Source organism: Streptomyces sp. CC208A (assembly GCF_030010625.1).
Classification (GTDB): domain Bacteria; phylum Actinomycetota; class Actinomycetes; order Streptomycetales; family Streptomycetaceae; genus Streptomyces.
In genome coordinates, this window is sequence record NZ_JASCXN010000009.1 from 77,568 (window position 1) to 98,434 (window position 20,867).

At 69.3% G+C, this 20,867-nt stretch carries 20 protein-coding genes and 2 pseudogenes; 16 read left to right on the forward strand and 6 right to left on the reverse strand.

The features are described 5' to 3' along the window. Positions 1–16 precede the first annotated feature (16 nt). The 3 genes and pseudogenes from QK442_RS12750 to QK442_RS12760 form a co-directional block, all read left to right on the forward strand. On the forward strand, positions 17–325 hold the full coding sequence (locus QK442_RS12750; RefSeq protein ID WP_005311352.1) for a DUF2469 domain-containing protein: 309 nt from the start codon (positions 17–19) through the stop codon (positions 323–325). A gap of 159 nt (positions 326–484) precedes the next feature. Beyond that, the gene (locus tag QK442_RS12755) at positions 485–850 is read left to right on the forward strand and encodes a YraN family protein (RefSeq protein WP_282694013.1); all 366 of its coding nucleotides are present in this window, start codon (positions 485–487) and stop codon (positions 848–850) included. Further along, a pseudogene (locus QK442_RS12760) lies at positions 850–1,830 on the forward strand (ATP-binding protein); the annotation flags it as partial. The gene QK442_RS12755 and the pseudogene QK442_RS12760, both read left to right, overlap by 1 nt. Positions 1,831–2,133: 303 nt before the next feature. Here the strand turns inward: QK442_RS12760 and QK442_RS12765 are convergent. Continuing rightward, positions 2,134–3,477, reverse strand: coding sequence for a tetratricopeptide repeat protein (locus QK442_RS12765; protein WP_282694014.1), 1,344 nt, complete (start codon positions 3,475–3,477; stop codon positions 2,134–2,136). A 192-nt stretch (positions 3,478–3,669) separates the two neighbouring features. Here QK442_RS12765 and QK442_RS12770 point away from each other — a divergent pair, with 192 nt between their 5' ends. The 4 genes from QK442_RS12770 to QK442_RS12785 all read left to right on the forward strand — a co-directional run bounded on the left by QK442_RS12770 (position 3,670) and on the right by QK442_RS12785 (position 6,668). Continuing rightward, complete coding sequence (locus QK442_RS12770) at positions 3,670–4,416, forward strand: hypothetical protein (protein WP_282694015.1); 747 nt, start codon at positions 3,670–3,672, stop codon at positions 4,414–4,416. 116 nt (positions 4,417–4,532) lie between these two features. Then, entirely contained in the window at positions 4,533–5,426 is an 894-nt protein-coding gene (locus tag QK442_RS12775; protein WP_282694120.1) for a phosphotransferase, read from the forward strand. A gap of 76 nt (positions 5,427–5,502) precedes the next feature. Next, on the forward strand, positions 5,503–6,096 hold the full coding sequence (locus tag QK442_RS12780) for a class I SAM-dependent methyltransferase (protein ID WP_282694016.1): 594 nt from the start codon (positions 5,503–5,505) through the stop codon (positions 6,094–6,096). A 26-nt stretch (positions 6,097–6,122) separates the two neighbouring features. Then, entirely contained in the window at positions 6,123–6,668 is a 546-nt protein-coding gene (locus tag QK442_RS12785; protein ID WP_282694017.1) for an HAD domain-containing protein, read from the forward strand. Between the two features lie 371 nt (positions 6,669–7,039). Here QK442_RS12785 and QK442_RS12790 read toward each other — a convergent pair whose 3' ends face one another. The 4 genes from QK442_RS12790 to QK442_RS12805 form a co-directional block, all read right to left on the reverse strand. Next, the gene (locus QK442_RS12790; RefSeq protein WP_282694018.1) at positions 7,040–7,873 is read right to left on the reverse strand and encodes a recombinase family protein; all 834 of its coding nucleotides are present in this window, start codon (positions 7,871–7,873) and stop codon (positions 7,040–7,042) included. A gap of 177 nt (positions 7,874–8,050) precedes the next feature. Next, positions 8,051–8,323, reverse strand: coding sequence for a hypothetical protein (locus tag QK442_RS12795; RefSeq protein ID WP_282694019.1), 273 nt, complete (start codon positions 8,321–8,323; stop codon positions 8,051–8,053). A gap of 773 nt (positions 8,324–9,096) precedes the next feature. Then, the gene (locus tag QK442_RS12800) at positions 9,097–10,056 is read right to left on the reverse strand and encodes an AAA family ATPase (RefSeq protein WP_282694020.1); all 960 of its coding nucleotides are present in this window, start codon (positions 10,054–10,056) and stop codon (positions 9,097–9,099) included. A gap of 245 nt (positions 10,057–10,301) precedes the next feature. Further along, entirely contained in the window at positions 10,302–11,957 is a 1,656-nt protein-coding gene (locus QK442_RS12805; RefSeq protein WP_282694021.1) for a recombinase family protein, read from the reverse strand. Between the two features lie 77 nt (positions 11,958–12,034). Here QK442_RS12805 and QK442_RS12810 point away from each other — a divergent pair. From QK442_RS12810 to QK442_RS12825, 4 genes and pseudogenes are all read left to right on the forward strand, one after another. Beyond that, positions 12,035–12,682, forward strand: a pseudogene (locus QK442_RS12810) (ATP-binding protein); the annotation flags it as partial. Continuing rightward, the gene (dprA, locus tag QK442_RS12815; protein WP_282694022.1) at positions 12,679–13,839 is read left to right on the forward strand and encodes a DNA-processing protein DprA; all 1,161 of its coding nucleotides are present in this window, start codon (positions 12,679–12,681) and stop codon (positions 13,837–13,839) included. The pseudogene QK442_RS12810 and the gene dprA, both read left to right, overlap by 4 nt. Before the next feature lie 239 nt (positions 13,840–14,078). Continuing rightward, a complete protein-coding gene (whiG, locus tag QK442_RS12820; RefSeq protein WP_282694023.1) occupies positions 14,079–14,915 on the forward strand; it encodes an RNA polymerase sigma factor WhiG in 837 nt (278 codons plus the stop codon). 53 nt (positions 14,916–14,968) lie between these two features. Further along, the gene (locus QK442_RS12825; protein ID WP_282694121.1) at positions 14,969–15,535 is read left to right on the forward strand and encodes a helix-turn-helix domain-containing protein; all 567 of its coding nucleotides are present in this window, start codon (positions 14,969–14,971) and stop codon (positions 15,533–15,535) included. A 64-nt stretch (positions 15,536–15,599) separates the two neighbouring features. On the opposite strand, the gene QK442_RS12830 is transcribed toward QK442_RS12825, so the two are convergent. Next, positions 15,600–16,046 (reverse strand): M23 family metallopeptidase, encoded by a 447-nt coding sequence (locus QK442_RS12830; protein ID WP_282694024.1) that lies wholly within the window; start codon positions 16,044–16,046, stop codon positions 15,600–15,602. Positions 16,047–16,303: 257 nt separating this feature from the next. Here QK442_RS12830 and rpsB point away from each other — a divergent pair, with 257 nt between their 5' ends. The 5 genes from rpsB to QK442_RS12855 all read left to right on the forward strand — a co-directional run bounded on the left by rpsB (position 16,304) and on the right by QK442_RS12855 (position 20,810). Then, on the forward strand, positions 16,304–17,164 hold the full coding sequence (gene rpsB, locus QK442_RS12835) for a 30S ribosomal protein S2 (protein ID WP_282694025.1): 861 nt from the start codon (positions 16,304–16,306) through the stop codon (positions 17,162–17,164). Between the two features lie 111 nt (positions 17,165–17,275). Next, a complete protein-coding gene (tsf, locus tag QK442_RS12840; RefSeq protein ID WP_282694026.1) occupies positions 17,276–18,112 on the forward strand; it encodes a translation elongation factor Ts in 837 nt (278 codons plus the stop codon). Between the two features lie 165 nt (positions 18,113–18,277). After that, the gene (gene pyrH / locus QK442_RS12845) at positions 18,278–19,042 is read left to right on the forward strand and encodes a UMP kinase (RefSeq protein WP_282694027.1); all 765 of its coding nucleotides are present in this window, start codon (positions 18,278–18,280) and stop codon (positions 19,040–19,042) included. A 101-nt stretch (positions 19,043–19,143) separates the two neighbouring features. Then, positions 19,144–19,701 (forward strand): ribosome recycling factor, encoded by a 558-nt coding sequence (gene frr / locus QK442_RS12850; protein ID WP_282694028.1) that lies wholly within the window; start codon positions 19,144–19,146, stop codon positions 19,699–19,701. Beyond that, a complete protein-coding gene (locus QK442_RS12855) occupies positions 19,701–20,810 on the forward strand; it encodes a phosphatidate cytidylyltransferase (protein WP_282694029.1) in 1,110 nt (369 codons plus the stop codon). The genes frr and QK442_RS12855 overlap by 1 nt, the downstream gene beginning before the upstream one ends. Positions 20,811–20,867 lie beyond the last annotated feature (57 nt).

A 20,867-nucleotide genomic window follows, 5' to 3' on the forward strand; every position in this document is an offset into this window, starting at 1 on the left:
TGAAGGGGAACATGCCATGAGCGCCGAGGACCTCGAGAAGTACGAGACCGAGATGGAGCTGAAGCTCTACCGGGAGTACCGCGACGTCGTCGGGCTGTTCAAATACGTGATCGAGACCGAACGGCGCTTCTACCTCACCAACGACTACGAGATGCAGGTCCACTCGGTCCAGGGCGAGGTCTTCTTCGAGGTCAGCATGGCCGACGCCTGGGTCTGGGACATGTACAGGCCGGCCCGGTTCGTCAAGCAGGTCCGCGTCCTCACCTTCAAGGACGTCAACATCGAGGAGCTCAACAAGAGCGACCTCGAACTGCCCGGCAGCTGACGCCGCTCCGTTCGACCGCACTCCGTTCGACCGCACTCCGTCCACTCGGACTCCGTTCACCCGTGTGAGTGAGGCGGTTCCCCGGGACCGCTCGCTCGTCCACAGCCCCGCACACGATCAGGACCCCTTCCGTCACAGTCGGTGACGGAGGTGGTCCCGATGAACGCGACCCGAGCACTCGGACGGTACGGAGAAGAGCTGGCGGCCCGCCGGCTCACCCGGGCCGGCCTGCACATCCTCGCCCGCAACTGGCGCTGCGGCCGCGAAGGAGAGATCGACATCGTCGCCCGCGACGGCGACACCCTCGTCATCTGCGAGGTCAAGACCCGACGCGTCGGCCGCTTCGAGCACCCCATGGCCGCCGTCACCCCCGAGAAGACCGCGCGGCTCCAGCACCTCGCCCACTGCTGGCTCGACCGCACCGGCACCCCGCCACCCCCCGGCGGCGTCCGCATCGACCTCATCGGCATCGTCCTGCCCCACCGCGGCGCCCCCGTCCTCACCCACGCCCAGGGGGTGGCCTGATGGGGTTCGCCCGCACCTGCTCCGTCGCCCTCGTCGGCGTCGAAGGCGTCGTCGTCGAGGTCCAGGCCGACCTCGAACCCGGCGTCGCCGCCTTCACTCTCGTCGGCCTCCCCGACAAGAGCCTCAGCGAAAGCCGCGACCGCGTCCGCGCCGCCGTCGTCAACTCCGGCGCCGAATGGCCCCAGAAGAAACTCACCGTCGGCCTCAGCCCGGCCTCCGTCCCCAAGAGCGGATCGGGTTTCGATCTCGCCGTGGCGGCCGCCGTCCTCGGCGCCGCCGAACGCATCGACCCCCGCTCCATCGCCGACCTCGTCCTCATCGGCGAACTCGGCCTCGACGGACGCGTCCGACCCGTCCGCGGCATCCTCCCCGCCGTCCTCGCCGCCGCCGACGCCGGCTACCACCAGGTCGTCGTCCCCGAACAGACCGCCGGAGAGGCCTCCCTCGTCCCCGGCGTCTCCGTCCTCGGCGTCCGCACCCTCCGCCAGCTCATCGCCGTCCTCGCCGACGAACCCGTCCCCGACGAGGAACCCGTCGAAGAAGGCCGCCCCGACGCCATGCTCGCCGGACTCCTCGTCCCCGGCGCGGGCCTCGGCACCGGACTCGCCCCCGCCCCCGGCGAAGGCCCCGACCTCGCCGACGTCGCCGGACAGCACACCGCCCGCCGCGCCCTGGAGATCGCCGCCGCCGGCGGCCACCACCTGCTCCTCAGCGGACCACCCGGCGCCGGAAAGACCATGCTCGCCGAACGGCTCCCCGGCATCCTGCCGCCCCTCACCCGACAGGAATCCCTCGAAGTCACCGCCGTCCACTCCGTCGCAGGGATCCTCCCGCCCGGCGAACCCCTCGTCCGCCGCGCCCCCTACTGCGCGCCCCACCACTCCGCCACCATGCAGTCCCTCGTCGGCGGCGGAAACGGCATCCCCAGGCCCGGCGCCGTCTCCCTCGCCCACCGAGGCGTCCTCTTCCTGGACGAGGCGCAGGAGGGGGTTTGACACCGGAGTGGACAGTACCCCATCGGAGGATAAACAGGGTGCTACCAGGGATCACGCCAGAGGTCGCGTGGCGGCCTTCCAGCGGGCGCTATGCGATACCCGTGCCCGCAAGGAAGATCGGCCCGCAGAGGCCCACCCAGGGCCGCGCAGCACCTTGGCAGTCGAGAGGGAGGCGTTTGGGGTAACGGCGCAGGACACATCGGATCGTGCACCTGGGGCGCAGGACCGCAGATCGGCTTGGGAGTACTGCCGATCCCGAGACCTGAACCCCTAGCTCGAATCGGCCGATCAGATCCGGCGCGCGGTAGCCAGGGGGCGGGCGCGTTCGGTCAGCTCGCGGACGTGGGGGTTTCGCGCGTGCGGGCGGAGGGCGGAAAGCATCGCGCGGAAGCGGTCGTCGGCACGGCCGGACTGGACGTGGGGGAAGTCGTCGAGAGCCATGTGCCAGGTCTGGACGGCTTCCTCCAGCCGACCAGCCTCTAGCTTCCACTCGGCCATCATCGAGCGGTGCCGGACCCTGGCGCGCCGGTACACGGTGGGCCTGACCTTCTCGGACTGCTCAAGAGCGCGGATGGCTCCCTCGCGGTCGCCTAGCTCGTAGCTGACCTGCGAGACGTGGTAGCTCAGGGACGCGGGGTCGTAGGAACCGTGGGCCTTTGCCTTGGCTTCCGCCTTCTCCATGGCCACCTCTGCTTCACGGAGCATCGCCCATGCCGTGCGCCGGTCGCCGGTCTGCGCGGCGGCGTGTGCCTGCTGTCCGGCGAGGAACGCCCGCATCCTCGGTCCGGCCTCGGGAGAGGCGGCCGACGCTGCGTTGGCGTAGCGCAAGGCCGCTGCGCCATGCCCAAGCTCGACCGCTTGGACACTCATGCCGCGCAGCGTGGTGCAGTAGGTGAGGTGGTCCCCGGCTGCGCCGGCCAGCTCCAAAGCCTTCGTGTAGTAGCTCTGGCCGAGCATGTCCAGTCGCTCGTCAACGGCCATGTACCCGGTCAGGTAGAGGTGATCGGCAGCGGCCGACAGCATGGCCTTGCGTACGGATTCGCTGGCCGTGGCTTGGAGGTACGGGGCGATGTTGTTCACCATGAACGCGGCGGCCATGGGCCGGGCGGTACGCCCGCCGAACTGGTCATCCAGTTCGCTGATCCGCTCGGTCATGGCTATGACGGACTCGACCTCGGCCATGCCGATCCGGGTGTGCGGGTTGGTCTTGATCCGTTCGAAGCGTGAGAGTACGTCGGGCCAGCCAGGGATCGTCAGGGCGACCGAGTACAGGCCCCCTGCGAGTACTCCCCTCCGAGATGGGTCCATGTCCATGCTCCCGAGATCGATCAGTCCAGCAACGGTATCCGTCGCCTCGGGCTCGATGTCGGGCTGATCGGCAAAGCCAGCTTCGAACGCAGTGATCCGCCTGCCGAGCTTGCGGGCGAGGGCTTCCAGCACGACCGGTCGGAACTTGGCCATGGGACGCGTGCCGGATAACCAGTGGGATACGGCGGACTCGTCGTACTTCAACCGACGACCGGTCTCGGTTCCGACCCGGTTGACCGCACGTGCGAACTCGCCAAGGTTCCAGCAGGTCTCGGCGTACAGAGCGGCGAGCTTGTGGTTCGGAGTGCGTGCGCGTGCTGCCATGAGGCCGCCCCCCTGGGCCAGGTTTCAAGGGTTTCAAGGTACCGCCAGGCTCCTTCCATATTCACGGCGAGCGCACACCTGTTGACTCAGTGTCGTGCCGCACGGGGCGATGAGCAGGACCCTTCCGCCCCGCGCGGTCACCCAAGCCGACAGGCGTAGCGAAGCTGCGCCCCGCCCGGAACGGAGACACAGGTGACCACCGTCGACACCGCGACGATCACGGTCGAGCTGCCCGAGGCGTTCGACCCGCGCTGGAACCGCCTGCCCGGTATCACCGTGGACGGCAACAAGATCACCCTCGACCCGGCCGAGTACTTCTTCCGGTTCGAGGCGAACACCTGGCTCGTCATCGACTGGCAGACCGTGACGGACGGCCTGCTGAACGCGGACGAGACCGAGACCGCCACCGTCGAACAGATGGCGCTGGAGTTCGTGAAGGCGCACGGCCGCTCGACCAACGACGCGGGCGAGGTGCTGGCCATCGCCTACCAGGTGTACTCGTACCTGTTCCGGGACGAGCACCTCGCCACGCTCGGCCTGCCGGGTGTCACCGCCGAGCACCTGAAGATGCTCCGCGAGGCGGCCACCTTCATGGCCCTGAACAAGGTCGAGCTCGACGGCCACATCTCCAACGTGGGCCCGTGCTGGTTCTTCCCCTCCGCGACCGGGGTGGTCTTCGACCTCTCCGACGAGGACGGCCAGATGCTGGACGAGGTCTACCACGGCGGGTGGTTCAACGAGCACCGCCGGATCGAGGGCATCAAGGCTCACGCCGCGCTCGGCGGGCGGCTGGTCCACGGCTGCCAGTCCAAGCCCGACCAGTCCGGCGGCGTCGTCGCCCCCTACGGCGCGTCGATGGCCACGTTCGGCAAGGAGCTGGCCGAGATGAAGGCCGAGTGGATCGAGCAGGTCAACTCCTACCGGGTGACCGCCGCCTGATCCCAGCGTTGATCCCCGGCCCGGGGTGGCAAGCGCGCTGTCGCCCCGGGCCTGGCCCCTGACCCACCCCCCGAAGGAACGGAACCGCCCCCGTGGACAGCAAGCTCACCGCCGCCATCCTCGCCGACATCTGCGCCCGCACCGGCCAGCCGATCCCCACCCGTGAAGAGATGCGGGTGTGGGACATGTCGGGTGTCGAGCGCTTGCGCTTCCCCCCGCACATGCGCACCGCGATCTACAAGTACGCCGTCGAACCGTTCGCCACCGAGGACGAGATCCTTCGAGCCGCCCGCCTGTCCGGCATCCCCGTGCCGGAGGTCATCGGCTCCATCGTCCGAGACGGAACCCTTGGCATGGTCATCGAGGACCTGGGCGAAGAGGTCCGCGAGGCACAGGACATGGATGGCATCGTGGCCGCTGTCGCCCTGCACCAAGCACCCGTCGCCCCGTCGCTCCGGGAGATGGACGAGGACGCACTTGCCGCCCTGCCCGAGCTGGCGCTCGGCCACCTGCGCCGCCTGCGTGACGCCGGCCGCTGGAACGAGGACACCGCCGAGCTGTCGTTTGCGCTCGGCTCCCTCGCGGCGTCGGCGGAGAAGCGGGCGACCGGTGCTGAGCTGGCCCCGTACGGCTGGGTGCACTCCGAGTTCCACCCGACCAGCCTCCACATCGGCGAGGACGGCTGGCGCTTGCTCGACTTCGCCCGTGCGTTCACCGGCCCTGGCCTCCTCGACCTGGCGTCCTGGCACGGCACCACTGGCGACCCGGACCCGGCGAGGCTGCGCGCCTTCATCGAGACGTACGTGAACGCTGGCGGTGACAAGGACGCGCTTGCCGAGCGCGGCGGCCTGCCTGCCGAACGGTGGGCGCTGGGCTGGCATCGGGTGTGGGCGAGTGAGTGGTTCATGGAGCAGGCGCTCCGCTGGATCAACAACCCCGAGGATGACCCGGTCTACATCAAGGTCGTCCGCAAGCACCTCCTCGCGGCCGTCAGGCTGCTGGAGGCGTGACGTGGACGCTTGGGACGCTCACGCTGCCCAGCGCCTGGCAGAGGGCCCGCTACGCCCCCTCGAACCGCCCGCTCGGATGGAGTGGACACAGCGCCCCGGCATCGGTCCTGGCGCTGAGATCCTCGGCGAGGACCTGGCAGGGCGACGCGTGGTGGAACTGGGATGCGGGCCCGGCCACAACGCCGCCCACCTGACCAGCATCGGCGCAAAGGTCACCGGAGTGGACCGCTCGAAAGGACAGGTCCAACGGGCCTACGCCCACTACGGACACCACGGAACCGAGTTCGTCCACTCCCGCGCGCTGGGCTACCTCAGCCGTGAGAGTGAACCGCTCCACGCCATCGTCTCGGTCTTCGGAGCGATCGGCTTGGCCGAACCGTCCAGGCTGCTTGGTGCGTGCTCCCGTCGCCTCGGACGCAAGGGAGTGCTTGCCTTCTCCGTCCCGCACCCGCAGCGCACCGGCACCATCCCGCCCAGTCCCCGCACCCATGACCGCGTGACGCTGCCGGACGGAACCGCCGCCACGGTCGACCGATGGGACATCGACCCGGCCGCTTGGGTGCGGGCGGTCAACCGCGCCGGACTGCTGATCACCGGAGTGCACAACCTGTTCGCCCCGGCTGACGCTCGCTGGCCGACCACCTTGCTCATCACCGCACGGAAGCCCTGACACCCGACCGAACCCGGGAGGCACCGATGCACCAACCCCCGTTCCTGCTGTTAGACATCGACGGCGTCTTCATCCCGTTCCCCGGACCGGACGGCGCCACCCCGGCTACCCACCCCCGCCACACGGTCACCACTGACGACGTGGCCAAGCCGTTCGATGTCTGGCTCAACCCGGACCACGGCAAGCTCATCACCGACGCCATCGGCACCGGCCTGGTCCGGCCCGTGTGGTGCACGAGCTGGCGAGCCGATGCCCGCCGCGTCATCGCCCCGCTGATGGGCCTGCCGGACTTCGAGCACATCGAACTGCCCAACCTGCCGATCAAGACCAGTCACCCCGACGGCTACCTGTGGAAGCGCAACCACGTCGCGGACTGGCTCGCTACGGCTCCGGCCGTGTGGATCGACGACGACTTCACCCGCCTCGACCACCAGTGGGCGGCCGACCGGACCACGTTCGGAAACCCGACCCTGCTCATCGAGCCCGACCCGCACGAGGGCATCCAGCCCGAGCACATCGCGACCGCTCTGGAGTGGGCCACCGCCCTCGTGTCCACAAGGGAGGCGGCTTGATGTCCGCACGACATGCGGCCCCACCGGACCGCGACCGGCTGGGCACGGTCCTTACGGCAAGTTGGGCCGTGCTCCACGTGCTCGGCTTCGCCACGCTCGGCCTGACATTCCATGAGCGTCCGGCTGTCGCCGATCACAGGGCGACCCCCGCGGAAACCGTTCCGGACTCCGAGCCTGCCCCTGCCTGACCTGCTGTGCTCGGGACGGGGCCCCGGCCTGCCGTGCGCCCCTGTGCTGGCCCCTCTCGCCCGTGCTGGGGGCACGCCGGCTCAGAGGTGGCCGAGCCTCTCAGACGGCAGCACAGACCCCCGCATGACAGAGGCCCCCGACGTGATGCCGGGGGCCTGTCTGTGAGTCCGTGTGCGCTTGTCTCAGGCGCTCTCTCCCAGGTGGCGGTACAGCGTGGCTCGACCGATTCCCAGCGCCTTAGCGATGGACGTGACGCTCTCTCCCTTGGCGTACCTGGCACGGGCCACGGCTAGCTTGTCGTCATCCACGACGGACGGACGCCCACCGACGTTGCCCTTGCGGGCCGCAGCGTCCAGCCCCTCCAACGTCTTCTCCCGGATGCCTTCCCGCTCCACCTCGGCACTGACGGCGAGCACGGCGAACACGATGGCACCCGCCCCGTTCGGGTCGTACACACCCTGGAGGGGACCGGACAGGAGTTCCAGTTGGATGCCGTCCGCCTGAAGGGTGGACGACAGAGTCATCAGCTCTGCTGCACTGCGGGCAAGCCGCTTCATCTCGACCACGGTCAGGATGACCGGCTGATTCGGTGCGGCTGCCTTGATTTCCCGTGCCAGCGTGAGCGCCTTTTCAAGCTCCGGCCGCTCCTTCACACGGGTGCTGATCTTCTCCGAGAACACACGGGTGCAGTCGGCACGGGCGAGCATGTCCAACTGAGACTGGAGTTCCTGCCCAACAGTGCTGCACCTTGCGTAGCCCAGTCGGATCGCTGCGCCCGGTGTCGCGTCAGACACCTGTGTGACGGGAGCGCCTGCCGTCCATGCCTTGCCGGGGTTGCGGTCGGCCGGAGTCTTCACGGTCAGTTCCGCTTTGAGCGCGGGCACCAGGGCGAAGCGGCCCGTGTGGTAGTTCGCCGCGACCTTGCCCGTAGTCGTACGGCAGGGGCTACCGGCAGGGGCATCGCACTTCGGGCAGGCGTGACTCTCGACCTGATCGGCCGGGGTGTTCGTGGTCATGAACGAGACAGTCTCATAAACGTGTCCCGAAAGCTAGTCGGAAGGGTGATGTTTCGAGACGGGTTACGGGACTGTCAAGCGGGGGTGAAACGGACACGCCCTGAGTGAAGCCAAACCGTCCCGATAACGAAGGTTTACGGGACGGCCTCGGGTTGCCCTTCATCACTCGGTCTTGGGTCAGGCAGTGGTCGACACAGACACGAGCATCGGACCGGCTGCCTTGCTCCATGCCTCGCCTCGCGAGACGGCCGCCTGTCCCTCAGTGCGTACGGCCTCGACCATGGGGGCGAGGAACGTGGCCTGCCAGTGCTGCGCCGTCTCGGCGGTCATGTCGCTGTCCTCGACCACGGTCCTGAGTCTGGCTTCCAGTACTGCCGCACCCTCTTGGGTGTCGGCTCCAGTCCACTCGTCTGCGTGCTCACCTATCAGCGTCCAAGACATCTTGATCATGGCGCGCATCGTAGGGCGACGGCGATGGGATGCGAAGGGCGAAGGGGGTGGGGTATGACCCCCGAAGGGGGCCCTCGTCGACCGCCATGTCTTAGCAGCTCAGATCCTGCCACGGTTTCAGACCTCGTCAGGGCAGCGGCGAAGGTAGGCAACGGCGAAGAAATAGCAGGTAGAAGCGCTGCGTCGGGTGCCGGCCTGCGGCCGGGACTGCACAAGAGTGAAGCCTTTCGGGGCTTGCGTGAGCAGCCTTGCTCTGTGGCCGCATGAGCGGCCCCCTTCTCCTTGCCCTTGCCGTAGTGCTCGGCGCTCTGGGGGGCGCGTAGCGCCCCACCTGTGGCTTCCCGGTCTTGCTCCTGTCGGCCCCTGCGGGGCCGCTCTACCGAAGCGGGCTTCCTGATGTGCGGCCGGAGGCCGCGCCTCCCCCTACCTCTTCGCCTTTGCCCTTGCGGCTGGGGCGCACAGCGCCCCGCTTCCCTTGCTGATGACGTAAGTACGGACGTGGCTTCCTTCTGTCGGCCCCTCTGGGGCCGCCCTGTTGAAGTGGGCTTCCTGCTGTGCGGCCGGAGGCCGCCCCTCCTCGTACCTCTTCGCCGCTGACAGGCTCCCGGCTTCGCAGTTCTCCAGTGCTCTGCGTGCTGGTCGGCCGTAGGCCGCCAGTATCAGAGGGCTGACGTACTTACGTAAGTAGAGGAGGAGCGAGGCTTGCCGAGCGGAGCGAGGTAGTTGGTGGTGGTGACACTCCTACAAGGGGGCAGCATCACCACCACCACGGTTCAGGCCGTCTCGGCGGACTTCCTGACCCAGCGCCCGTCAACGTGGGCCAGGGCGTCACTGAGCTTGGGCCGTACGGTCTCCCACTTCCTTCCGACCTCGGGCGCGTACCGCACAGCCAGCGCCTTGTACGTCGTCTCCTCCGGCTGTTCCTTGACGATCCGTGCGATGAGGTCTTCATCCCATGCCTTGGCCTTCGGCAGGCTGACGAGCTTGAGGGCAGGCTCTGCCCGCTCCCAGACGGGTACCTCGCTGTGCTTGCCGGCACGGCGCACGGTGACGGCGATGTCCAGGTCTTCCCTGGCCCGGTTGCTCGCAGTCTGGATGCGCCGTCCGTACTTCCCTGAGTTGCGCAGCACGATCAGCCCTCGGGCACCGGCAGCGATGGCACGTCCCCCGATCGGGGAGGACGAGACGCTCATCCCTTCCCCTGTCCCCTTGGGGGTGTGGGTGACCACCAGAGTCGGGATGCCCGCCTCACTGATCGGCCGGAGACTGCGCATGATCCGCTGTGCCGTGACAGACGAGGCGATGTCCTCGCCGGGGGCGAGTGCGCCGATCAGGTTGTCCAGCACGAACAGGCCCGGCCGCATCTCTGCCAGGTCCACAGCGATGCCCGCCCAGTAGCCGGAGTCTCCGGGGTCCTCGACGGGGAAGATGGTCACCGCATCGTCCGGCACGGCCCCGTGCAGGCGCTCCTTCATCTCCTCCGGTGCGCCATCGTCGGTCAAGCCGAACACGACGTGATCCAGCTTCCGGTGTACGGGTTGCCCGAGGAACGTCGGCTCCCCGTTGAGCAGGGCTGCGCCCATGCCCGCGCTGAGCAGAGTCTTACCGGCCTTCGGTTCCCCGGACAGGATGGTGGTCCGGGTGGTGAGGAGATCACCGATGAGGAACGCATCCTCGTACGGGACACGCTCGATCTGGTGGAGCTGTCGCCCCATGTCCTTGATGGCACCCAAGAGAGTTGCCTACCTCCATGCTCCCTGTGTGGCGCAGCGTGCGCCGATGACCCCCGCCGGATGGCGGGCGCATGTGCCTCCCTTTCTTCGCGGGGGTGGACCGGCCACGGATGAGGCGGTCTCTTCACAGGAGCGCCCGAGGCTTGGCCTCGAACTCGGTCTCGTGCAGTCGGGGGCGACGGCGGCGACCTGGCAGAGCAGCATACAAAACGAGGAGGGCCCCCACAGTGGGGGGCCCATGTGCTCTAGCTCTCGCTGTGTATCGCTGTCATGTTTCGGATGCGCTTTTTGAAGTCCATCGGTATGAGGATCTGGACCCTTCCGATCGGCGTCTGCCACATGCCCTCGTGTCCCTCGGGGGACATGAGCTGCACGGCCGTCATCGGCGGGAGTTTCTGCGTGTGCACGATCACCTTGACCCCGGCCTCTCGCAGTTCCTTGCTGCGCTGCTCAGCCGTGGCCAGCGTGGCCCACCGTTCGCGGTACGTCTCCCCGGTCGGGTACTCCTCCCAGCCATCCGGTCGCGTCGGTTGCGCCTGGAGCGCTTGCCGCTTGTTCTCCAGCCGGGCGTACTCGGCGCGGTACTCCTTCGCTCCCGCCTCCCCGGAGTAGAGCCCTGCCGAGCGGTCCTCCCGCAGTTCCTTCAAGCGCTCCGTGACTTCCGCGATGTCGTTGGTGTAGTCGACTCCGGGGCGGAACACCTTCCGGACGATCTCAAGTTTCCCGACGCTGCGCAGGAACGTGTCCTCCACGACACGCTCAAGCTCCGGGGCGCTGATGGACTGGTTCTGCTCACAGTTCTGCCCAGCTATCGCGCGCATGGCACAGCGGTAGTACTGGTGGCTGCGCCCCTTGTACCGGTAGAGCGGCTGGCCGCAGGTACAGAACGCCACCCGGAGTAGCGGGGACCCGCCGTAACGGTTGCCTGCCTTCCCGTTGCTGTTCTCCTTGAGCTTCTTGTTCACGAGGTCCCAGTCCTCCTTGGAGATCAGCGGCTCTGCCCTCTGGAGAGGGAGCCCGGTTTCCTTGTCGCGGACAAGGCGGGTGCGCTTCTCCTTGCGACCGTCAGGCAAGGTGATCTCTTCCGTCATCTCGACTTGTCCAAGCAACGTGTGAGAGCGGAGCATCTTGATCAGGTTGCCCACCCGCCAGAGTGCCCCCTTCGGTGCCTTGCCAGCCCGGATGCGCTGAGCGTCGAGCGGGGGAGGAGTCTTGGTCCTGTCCTCGTTCAACCATCGGCATACGCTGTTCGCGCTCTCGCCGTCGATGATGCGGCGGACGATTTCGCGGAGAGTGCTGGCGGTATTCGTTCCCACGTCGTCGAGCACGAGACGCCAGCCGTCGCCGGTCTCCTGCTTCTCCGGCCGGTAGCCGTAGGGAACGAAGCCACCGCGCCAGCGCCCCTCGGTCATGAGGTGCGTATAGGAGGACTTGGCGCGGGCCTTGATCGCTTCAAGCTCACCCTCGGCGAACGAAGCGATCAGGCTGAAGAAGACCCTTCCCATGGGGTCGCTGAGGTCAAAGCGATCCGCTGTACTGGCAACCTGCTTGCCGTGCTTCTCGCACCACTCCGCGAGGGTGTGGACGTGCAAGACGCGGCGAGAGAGGCGGTCCAACTTCCACGCTGCGATCACGTCGAAGTCGGACGCGCGAGACGCTTCCCATGCAAGCCGGTGCTCGATGTCGCTTACGTCCCTGCCGATAGTCGACGGCAACCACTCGCCGAGCCCGGGACGCTTCCAAGGTTCGATGCCACCGGACACGCCGTCATCCTCGGCCCATCCGACGATGACGTACCCCCTGTCGTCGGCCCACTTCTGTATCTCTGCGCGCTGGCGCACGATGGCCGTGCTTTCGTCGCTCGCCCTGGACAGGCGCAGGACACCAAGAACCCGCTTCACTCGTGTTGCTCTCTTTCCTCTGTCCCCGTGCTGCGCATGGGGAGGCAGCCTCTTGATTATGCCGGTGTCAAACTCGCTACCTGGATGAAGCCCCCGAGTTCTCGACGAAATCACTCGACGCCCTCCGCCAGCCCCTCGAATCCGGGCACGTCGTCATCGCCCGCACCGCCGGCGTCGTCCGCCTCCCCGCCCGCTTCCTCCTCGCCCTCGCCGCCAACCCCTGCCCCTGCGGCCGCCACACCCTCCACGGCGCCGGCTGCGAATGCCCGCCCTCCGTCATCCGCCGCTACCAGGCCCGCCTCTCCGGCCCCCTCCTCGACCGCGTCGACCTCCGCGTCGAAGCCGAACCCGTCACCCGCGCCGACCTCCTCGGCCAAGGCGGCCGCGGCGAACCCACCGCCGCCGTCGCCGACCGCGTCCGCGAAGCCCGCGCCCGCGCCACCGCCCGCCTCACCGGCACCCCCTGGACCCTCAACAGCGAGATCCCCGGCCACGAACTCCGCACCCGCCACCTCGCCGCCCCCGGCGCCCTCGCCCACGCCGAACGCGACATCGAACGCGGCCTCCTCACCGCCCGCGGCCTCGACCGCGTCCTCCGCGTCGCCTGGACCATCGCCGACCTCGCCGGACACGACCGCCCCGACCACGACGACATCGCCCACGCCCTGGAACTGCGCACCGGCATCACCCGAGGCGTCCCCCTCACCACCGGAGACCTCGCATGACCCCTCACCCCCCGGACGCCGAACGGCTCGCCCGCGCCGCCCTCACCCGCATCGTCGAACCCGGTGACGAACAGGCTGGGCACGCGCTGCGCGCCCACGGAGCCACCGGGCTCCTCACCCTCCTGCGCGACCCCCGCGAGCCCCCGCTGCCCGGCACCGGTCCCCGCCGCCTCGCCGGCTGGCGCCACCGGGCCCGCACCATCGACCCCGAAGCCGATCTCGACCACATCACCCGACTCGGCGGACGCTTCCTCATCCCCGGCGACCCCGACTGGCCCCGCCAGCTCGACGACCTCGGCGACACCCGGCCCGTCGGCCTCTGGACCCGGGGCCCCGCCCCGCTGCGCACCTGGGCCCTCCGCTCCGTCGCCGTCGTCGGCGCCCGCGCCTGCACCCCGTACGGCGCCCACATCGCCGCCGACCTCGCCACCGGACTCAGCCGGCACGGCTGGGTCGTCGTCTCCGGCGCCGCCTACGGCATCGACGGCGCCGCCCACCGCGGAGCCCTCGCCGCCGGCGGAGCCACCGCCGCCGTCCTCGCCAGCGGCGTCGACACCCCCTACCCCCGCGGCCACGGCGGACTCCTCGACCGCATCGCCCGCCAAGGGCTCCTCATCGGCGAACTCCCACCCGGCAGCCACCCCACCCCCAGCCGCTTCATCCTCCGCAACCGCGTCATCGCCGCCCTCACTCGCGGCACCGTCGTCGTCGAAGCCCAGCACCGCAGCGGCTCCCTCGTCACCGCCCGCGCCGCCACCCGCCTCGGCCGCCACACCATGGGCGTCCCCGGCCCCGTCACCAGCGCCCTCTCCGCGGGAGTCCACGAACTCCTGCGGGGCGGCGCCACCCTCGTCACCGACGCCGACGAGATCATCGAACTCATCGGTGCCATCGGCGACCTCGCCCCCGCCCGACGCGGCCCCGTGCTGCCCCGGGACCTCCTCCACCCCGACACCGCCCGCGTCCTCGAAGCCCTCCCCGCCCACCCGCCCGCCCCCACCGACGAGATCGCCCGCCGTGCCGGGACCACCCCCGACGAGGCCCTCGCCCGGCTGTACGAACTCCACGCCCTCGGTCACGCCGAACGGGACGGCGACGGATGGAGGTTGACGAACAGCGGCAAGCCGGTGTCGAACGCGCGGCGAGGCGGTACTTGACCTGGCGCATTCGGGTGAAAAGGTGAAGCCGATGAGCAACCGAGTTCTCTCGGCCGCACCCGCGGGGCCGCCGCGCGCCACGACCCCGGTTCGAAGATGTGGCCGACCACGCCCACCCGGACCGGCGCGATCCGCTCCCGTTCGCTCACCGCGACACCACACTCACGCTACGCTCACCAGGATTCCCCACAGGACACCCAGACCGACACACCCGACAGCAGAACGGCTCAAGGCAACGCATGCCCCAGCACACCTCCGGGTCTGACCGCGCTGCGGTGCCCCCAGCAGCCCGGGGCACCGTGCGGCCGCCCGCGCCGACCTCACTCGAAGAGCTGTGGCGCTCCTACAAGGCCACCGGCGACGAACGCCTGCGGGAGCAGCTGATCCTGCACTACTCGCCCCTCGTCAAGTACGTCGCCGGACGCGTCAGCGTCGGCCTGCCGTCCAACGTCGAACAGGCGGACTTCGTCTCCTCCGGGGTGTTCGGCCTCATCGACGCCATCGAGAAGTTCGACGTCGAACGCGCCATCAAGTTCGAGACCTACGCCATCACCCGCATCCGCGGCGCGATGATCGACGAACTGCGTGCCCTCGACTGGATCCCCCGCTCCGTGCGCCAGAAGGCCCGCAACGTCGAGCGCGCCTACGCCACCCTCGAAGCCCAGCTCCGCCGCACCCCCAGCGAGAGCGAGGTCGCCGCCGAACTCGGCATCCCGCTGGAGGAACTGCACGCCGTCTTCAGTCAGTTGTCCCTGGCCAACGTCGTCGCCCTCGAAGAGCTCCTGCACGTCGGCGGCGAGGGCGGCGACCGGCTCTCCCTCATGGACACCCTGGAGGACACGGCCGCCGACAACCCCGTCGAGGTCGCCGAGGACCGCGAGCTGAGACGGCTGCTCGCCCGCGCCATCAACACCCTCCCCGAGCGGGAGAAGACCGTCGTCACGCTCTACTACTACGAGGGCCTGACCCTCGCCGAGATCGGCCACGTCCTCGGCGTCACCGAGAGCCGCGTCAGCCAGATCCACACCAAGTCCGTCCTCCAGCTCCGCGCCAAACTGGCCGACGTGGGCCGCTGACGCCGCCCCGCCGGTCGTACAGTGGAGCCGTGCCCAGGATTCGAGCGGCCTCGGTGGCCGAGCACCGGACCATGCAGCGCGGCGCCCTGCTGGACGCCGCGCGTTCCCTGCTGTCCGAGGGCGGGACGGAGGCGCTGACCTTCCCCGCGCTCGCCGAGCGCACCGGCCTCGCCCGCTCGTCGGTCTACGAGTACTTCCGCTCCCGCGCCGCCGTCGTCGAGGAACTGTGCGCGGTCGACTTCCCCGTCTGGGCCGCCGAGGTCGAGACCGCCATGGCCGCCGCCGACACCCCCGAGGCCAAGGTCGCCGCCTACGTCCGCAAGCAGCTGGACCTCGTCGGCGACCGCCGCCACCGGGCCGTCGTCGCCATCTCCGCCGGCGAGCTCGACGACGGCGCCCGCGAGAAGATCCGCGCCGCCCACGGCGGCCTCGTCGCCATGGTCGTCGAAGCCCTCGCCGCCCTCGGCACCCCCGAACCCCGCCTCGCCGCCATGCTCCTCCAGGGCGTCGTCGACGCCGCCGTCCGCCGCATCGAACTCGGCGCCGCGGAACACCCCGACCGCATCGCCGAAGCGGCCGTCACCATGGCCCTCCACGGCGTCACCGGCCCCACTCCCTGACCCGGGGCCCTCCCCCCTCCCCCCACCCCCTCCCCTCCCGCCCCTCCCTCCCCCTCTCAGTTCGTCAATGCAGTGGCAGCAGGCGTGACCGGCCTCCCCGCAGCAGGATCAGTGGGTCGAGGTACTCCCTGCCCCGGAGCAGGCCCCAGTGGAGGCAGGAGCGGGGGCAGTGGGTGCCTGGCGCGACGCGGGCCAGGGGGGTGCCCGCCGTGACGTGGGTGCCGGGGCGGACCAGGGGGGTCACGGGGGTGAAGGTGGTGCGGAGTGGGGGTGTGCCGGTGTGGGGGAGGGTGAGGGTGAGGACGCCGCGGCCTCCTACGGGGCCGGCGAAGGTGACGGTGCCGGCGGTGGGGGCGTGGACGGTGGTGCCTTCGGGGGCGGCCAGGTCGACGCCCCGGTGGCCGGGGGCGTAGGGGGTCGCGGGGGGTTGCCAGGGGCGTACCACGTCGGGGGCGGGTGGGGCGAGGGGCCAGCAGAGGGCCAGGGCGAGGAGGAGTGTCGTCGTGTGCATGGGGAGAGCTTGGCCCGGGGGAGGCGGCTGTGACGGGGGCGGCGGTTTTCTGTGGACAAGTGGCTGCCTGTGGACCGTGCCGTCACCCGGCGCTCCCGGGGTCCCGTACACTTCCTATGGCGACCCGGGTCACCGGGTCGACTTCGCACGCCCCGCCACCTGTCTCACAGAGCGTGGTGGCAGCGCCTTTCGGTCCTTCGCGGCACGGCGCGCCGGGGCGTCAGGAAAACAACCGAGAAACCCAAGGAGATACGGCCATGGCCGTCGTCACGATGCGGGAGCTGCTGGAGAGCGGCGTCCACTTCGGTCACCAGACCCGTCGCTGGAACCCGAAGATGAAGCGCTTCATCTTCACCGAGCGCAACGGCATCTACATCATCGACCTGCTCCAGTCGCTGTCGTACATCGACCGCGCCTACGAGTTCGTCAAGGAGACGGTGGCCCACGGCGGCTCCGTCATGTTCGTCGGTACGAAGAAGCAGGCCCAGGAGGCCATCGCCGAGCAGGCGACGCGTGTCGGCATGCCCTACGTGAACCAGCGCTGGCTGGGCGGCATGCTCACCAACTTCTCGACCGTCTACAAGCGTCTGCAGCGCCTCAAGGAGCTCGAGCAGATCGACTTCGAGGACGTCGCGGCCTCGGGTCTCACCAAGAAGGAGCTCCTGGTCCTCTCGCGCGAGAAGGCCAAGCTGGAGAAGACCCTCGGTGGTATCCGCGAGATGCAGAAGGTGCCGAGCGCCGTCTGGATCGTCGACACCAAGAAGGAGCACATCGCCGTCGGCGAGGCTCGCAAGCTCAACATCCCGGTCGTCGCGATCCTCGACACCAACTGCGACCCCGACGAGGTCGACTACAAGATCCCGGGCAACGACGACGCGATCCGTTCCGTCACCCTGCTCACCCGTGTGATCGCCGACGCCGTCGCCGAGGGCCTCATCGCCCGTTCCGGTGCCGCGACCGGTGACTCGAAGCCGGGCGAGAAGGCCGCCGGCGAGCCGCTCGCCGAGTGGGAGCGCGACCTGCTCGAGGGCGAGAAGAAGGACGAGGCCGCCGAGGCCCCGGCCGAGACCGAGAAGGCCGCCGAGGCCGAGGCCGAGGCCCCGGCCGAGCAGGCCTGACGCTTCCGCACCCCGGAACACCTCGGAGGTGACGGCGGGGGCCCGGAAAGCCCCCGCCGTCCCGCCGCAGATCTTCGTAGATCTTTCTGACTTCGAGAGAGAAACAGACTCATGGCGAACTACACCGCCGCTGACGTCAAGAAGCTCCGTGAGCTCACCGGCGCCGGCATGATGGACTGCAAGAAGGCCCTCGAAGAGGCCGACGGCGACGTCGACAAGGCCGTCGAGGCCCTGCGCATCAAGGGCCAGAAGGGTGTCGCCAAGCGTGAGGGCCGCTCCGCCGAGAACGGCGCCGTGGTCTCCCTCATCGCCGACGACAACACCTCCGGCGTCCTCGTCGAGCTGAAGTGCGAGACGGACTTCGTCGCCAAGGGTGACAAGTTCCTCGCCGTCGCCGACGCCCTCGCCGCCCACGTCGCCGCCACCAAGCCGGCCGACATCGAGGCCCTGCTCGCCTCCGAGATCGAGGTCGGCAAGACCGTGCAGGCCTTCGTGGACGAGGCCAACGCCAACCTCGGCGAGAAGATCGTCCTCGACCGCTTCGCCGCCTACGCCGACGGTTACGTCTCCGCGTACATGCACCGCACGATGCCGGACCTCCCGCCGCAGATCGGTGTCCTCGTCGAGTTCGACAAGGAGAACGCCGAGGTCGCCAAGGGCATCGCCCAGCACATCGCCGCCTTCGCGCCGAAGTACCTGGACAAGGACGACGTCCCGGCCGAGGTCGTCGAGTCCGAGCGCCGCATCGCCGAGGAGACCACCCGCGCCGAGGGCAAGCCCGAGGCCGCGATCGCCAAGATCGTCGAGGGTCGCGTCAACGGCTTCTTCAAGGACGCCACGCTGCTCGGCCAGCCGTACGCCCTGGACAACAAGAAGACCGTCCAGAAGGTTCTGGACGAGGCCGGTGTCACCCTGAAGCGCTTCACCCGCATCAAGGTCGGCATCTGAGTCCGTCCGCCCCACGCGACGGACACCGGACCCGGGTAGGGTCTGAGACAGTCGCCCCGCCCCGCGCGGGACGACCGCAGATGTGACGAGGAGGCCATTGCCGAACGGGATACCCATCGAGGACCCAGGCAATGGCCTTCTTCGTATGTGCACGAGGAGATCTCCATGAATCAGGGCGCCGCACAGGGCGACGACAACAGCGGCAACAAGCCCGGCCGCTACATGCTCAAACTGTCCGGAGAAGCCTTCTCCGGCGGTACCGGTCTCGGTGTCGACCCCGACGTCGTGCACGCCATCGCGCGTGAGATCGCGGCCGTCGTCCGAGACGGCGCCCAGATCGCGATCGTGATCGGCGGTGGCAACTTCTTCCGCGGCGCCGAGCTCCAGCAGCGCGGCATGGACCGGGCCCGCTCCGACTACATGGGCATGCTCGGCACCGTGATGAACTGCCTCGCCCTCCAGGACTTCCTGGAGAAGGAGGGCATCGACTCCCGCGTGCAGACCGCCATCACCATGGGCCAGGTCGCCGAGCCGTACATCCCGCTGCGCGCCGTGCGCCACCTGGAGAAGGGCCGCGTGGTCATCTTCGGCGCCGGTATGGGCATGCCGTACTTCTCGACCGACACCACCGCCGCCCAGCGGGCCCTGGAGATCGACGCCCAGGCCCTGCTCATGGGCAAGAACGGCGTGGACGGCGTCTACGACTCCGACCCGAAGACCAACCCCGCGGCGGTCAAGTTCGACGCGCTGGAGTACGGCGAGGTCATCGCCCGCGACCTCAAGGTCGCCGATGCCACCGCCATCACCCTGTGCCGCGACAACAAGCTCCCGATCCTCGTCTTCGAACTGCTCGCCGAGGGCAATATCGCGCGCGCCGTGACGGGTGAGAAGATCGGCACACTCGTGAGCGACCAGGGCACCCGGGCCTGAGGCCCGACCCCAACCGGGAACCGCCCCGCACGGGGCTGGACGACAGCCCTGCCGGTCGTACACCGTGCAGGACACAACGCGACGACACGCAGGAGCAAGTGGTGATCGAAGAGACCCTCCTCGAGGCCGAGGAGAAGATGGAGAAGGCCGTCGTGGTCGCCAAGGAGGACTTCGCCGCGATCCGCACCGGCCGTGCGCACCCGGCGATGTTCAACAAGATCGTGGCCGACTACTACGGCGCCCTCACCCCCATCAACCAGCTGGCCTCGTTCTCGGTGCCGGAGCCGCGCATGGCCGTGGTGACCCCGTTCGACAAGAGCGCGCTGCGCAACATCGAGCAGGCCATCCGCGACTCGGACCTCGGCGTCAACCCGAGCAACGACGGCAACATCATCCGTGTGACCTTCCCGGAGCTGACCGAGGAGCGCCGCCGGGAGTACATCAAGGTCGCCAAGGGCAAGGCCGAGGACTCCAAGATCTCGATCCGCTCCGTGCGCCGCAAGGCCAAGGAGACCATCGACAAGTTCGTCAAGGACGGCGAGGTCGGTGAGGACGAGGGCCGCCGTGCGGAGAAGGAGCTCGACGACACCACCGCGAAGTACGTCGCGCAGGTGGACGAGCTGCTGAAGCACAAGGAAGCCGAGCTCCTCGAGGTCTGATGAACGACTCATCCTGGGGGGCGCCGGCGGCCGGTTCCGGTCTCGGCGGACCCGACCAGGGGCCTGCCCCGGCGGGTCCCGCCCACGATCGGCACCGGGCGGCGCAGACTCGGCCCATGCCCATCGTGCCCGACGTACCCGCCGGCGGATTCCAGGACGGACACGGACGGGGGGCCGCTCGGCCGAGCGGCCCCCTGTTCCGTGACGAGACGCCGCACGAGCACCCGCAGGAGCCCATGCCCAGCCCCACCCCGCCTCCTCCGCCGTCCGCGGCCCCCGCGCCGCGGCAGAAGAAGAGCGCGGGCCGGGACCTGGGCGCGGCCATAGGGGTCGGCGTCGGGCTCGGGGCCGTGATCGTCGCGTCGCTGTTCATCTGGAAGCCGGCGTTCGTCGGCGTGATAGCGGTCGCCGTCGTCGTCGGTCTGTGGGAGCTGACCTCCCGGCTCCAGGAGCGCAAGGCGATCAAGGCGCCCCTGGTGCCGCTCGCCGTCGGCGGCGCGGCGATGGTCGTCGCCGGGTACGTGCGCGGCCCCGAGGGTGCCTGGGTCGCGATGGCCCTGACAGTGCTCGCGGTGCTCGTCTGGCGGATGACGGAACCCCCCGAGGGGTACCTCAAGGACGTCACGGCGGGCGTCTTCGCCGCGTTCTACGTGCCGTTCCTCGCGACCTTCGTGGCGCTGCTGCTGACCGCCGACGACGGGCCGTGGCGGGTGCTGACCTTCCTGCTGCTCACGGTGGTCAGCGACACCGGGGCGTACGCGGTCGGCTGGCGGTTCGGCAAGCACAAGCTGGCCCCCCGGATCAGCCCCGGCAAGACCCGCGAGGGACTGTTCGGCGCGGTGGCCTTCGCGATGGCGGCCGGTGCGCTGTGCATGGAGTTCCTCATCGACGACGGCACCTGGTGGCAGGGCCTCCTCCTGGGCCTGGCGGTGGCGGCGAGCGCGACGCTCGGCGACCTCGGCGAGTCGATGATCAAGCGGGACCTCGGCATCAAGGACATGGGGACGCTCCTCCCCGGCCACGGCGGCATCATGGACCGGCTGGACTCCCTGCTGCCGACGGCGCCGGTGGTGTGGCTGCTCCTCGCGCTGTTCGTCGGAACGGGTTGACGTCGGAACGGGTTGACGCGCAGCGGGTACTCTGGAAGGGCTCGGGAGGTGGATCCC

Excerpts from the sequence above, each read along its gene's own strand:
- QK442_RS12795 (WP_282694019.1), bottom strand. The coding sequence starts at position 8,323 with ATGATCAAGATGTCTTGGACGCTGATAGGTGAGCACGCAGACGAGTGG.
- QK442_RS12785 (WP_282694017.1), top strand. The coding sequence starts at position 6,123 with ATGCACCAACCCCCGTTCCTGCTGTTAGACATCGACGGCGTCTTCATC.
- QK442_RS12750 (WP_005311352.1), top strand. The coding sequence starts at position 17 with ATGAGCGCCGAGGACCTCGAGAAGTACGAGACCGAGATGGAGCTGAAG.
- QK442_RS12830 (WP_282694024.1), bottom strand. The coding sequence starts at position 16,046 with ATGCACACGACGACACTCCTCCTCGCCCTGGCCCTCTGCTGGCCCCTC.
- rpsB (WP_282694025.1), top strand. The coding sequence starts at position 16,304 with ATGGCCGTCGTCACGATGCGGGAGCTGCTGGAGAGCGGCGTCCACTTC.
- whiG (WP_282694023.1), top strand. The coding sequence starts at position 14,079 with ATGCCCCAGCACACCTCCGGGTCTGACCGCGCTGCGGTGCCCCCAGCA.
- QK442_RS12765 (WP_282694014.1), bottom strand. The coding sequence starts at position 3,477 with ATGGCAGCACGCGCACGCACTCCGAACCACAAGCTCGCCGCTCTGTAC.
- QK442_RS12780 (WP_282694016.1), top strand. The coding sequence starts at position 5,503 with ATGGAGTGGACACAGCGCCCCGGCATCGGTCCTGGCGCTGAGATCCTC.
- pyrH (WP_282694027.1), top strand. The coding sequence starts at position 18,278 with ATGAATCAGGGCGCCGCACAGGGCGACGACAACAGCGGCAACAAGCCC.
- QK442_RS12790 (WP_282694018.1), bottom strand. The coding sequence starts at position 7,873 with ATGACCACGAACACCCCGGCCGATCAGGTCGAGAGTCACGCCTGCCCG.
- tsf (WP_282694026.1), top strand. The coding sequence starts at position 17,276 with ATGGCGAACTACACCGCCGCTGACGTCAAGAAGCTCCGTGAGCTCACC.
- dprA (WP_282694022.1), top strand. The coding sequence starts at position 12,679 with ATGACCCCTCACCCCCCGGACGCCGAACGGCTCGCCCGCGCCGCCCTC.
- QK442_RS12755 (WP_282694013.1), top strand. The coding sequence starts at position 485 with ATGAACGCGACCCGAGCACTCGGACGGTACGGAGAAGAGCTGGCGGCC.
- QK442_RS12855 (WP_282694029.1), top strand. The coding sequence starts at position 19,701 with ATGAACGACTCATCCTGGGGGGCGCCGGCGGCCGGTTCCGGTCTCGGC.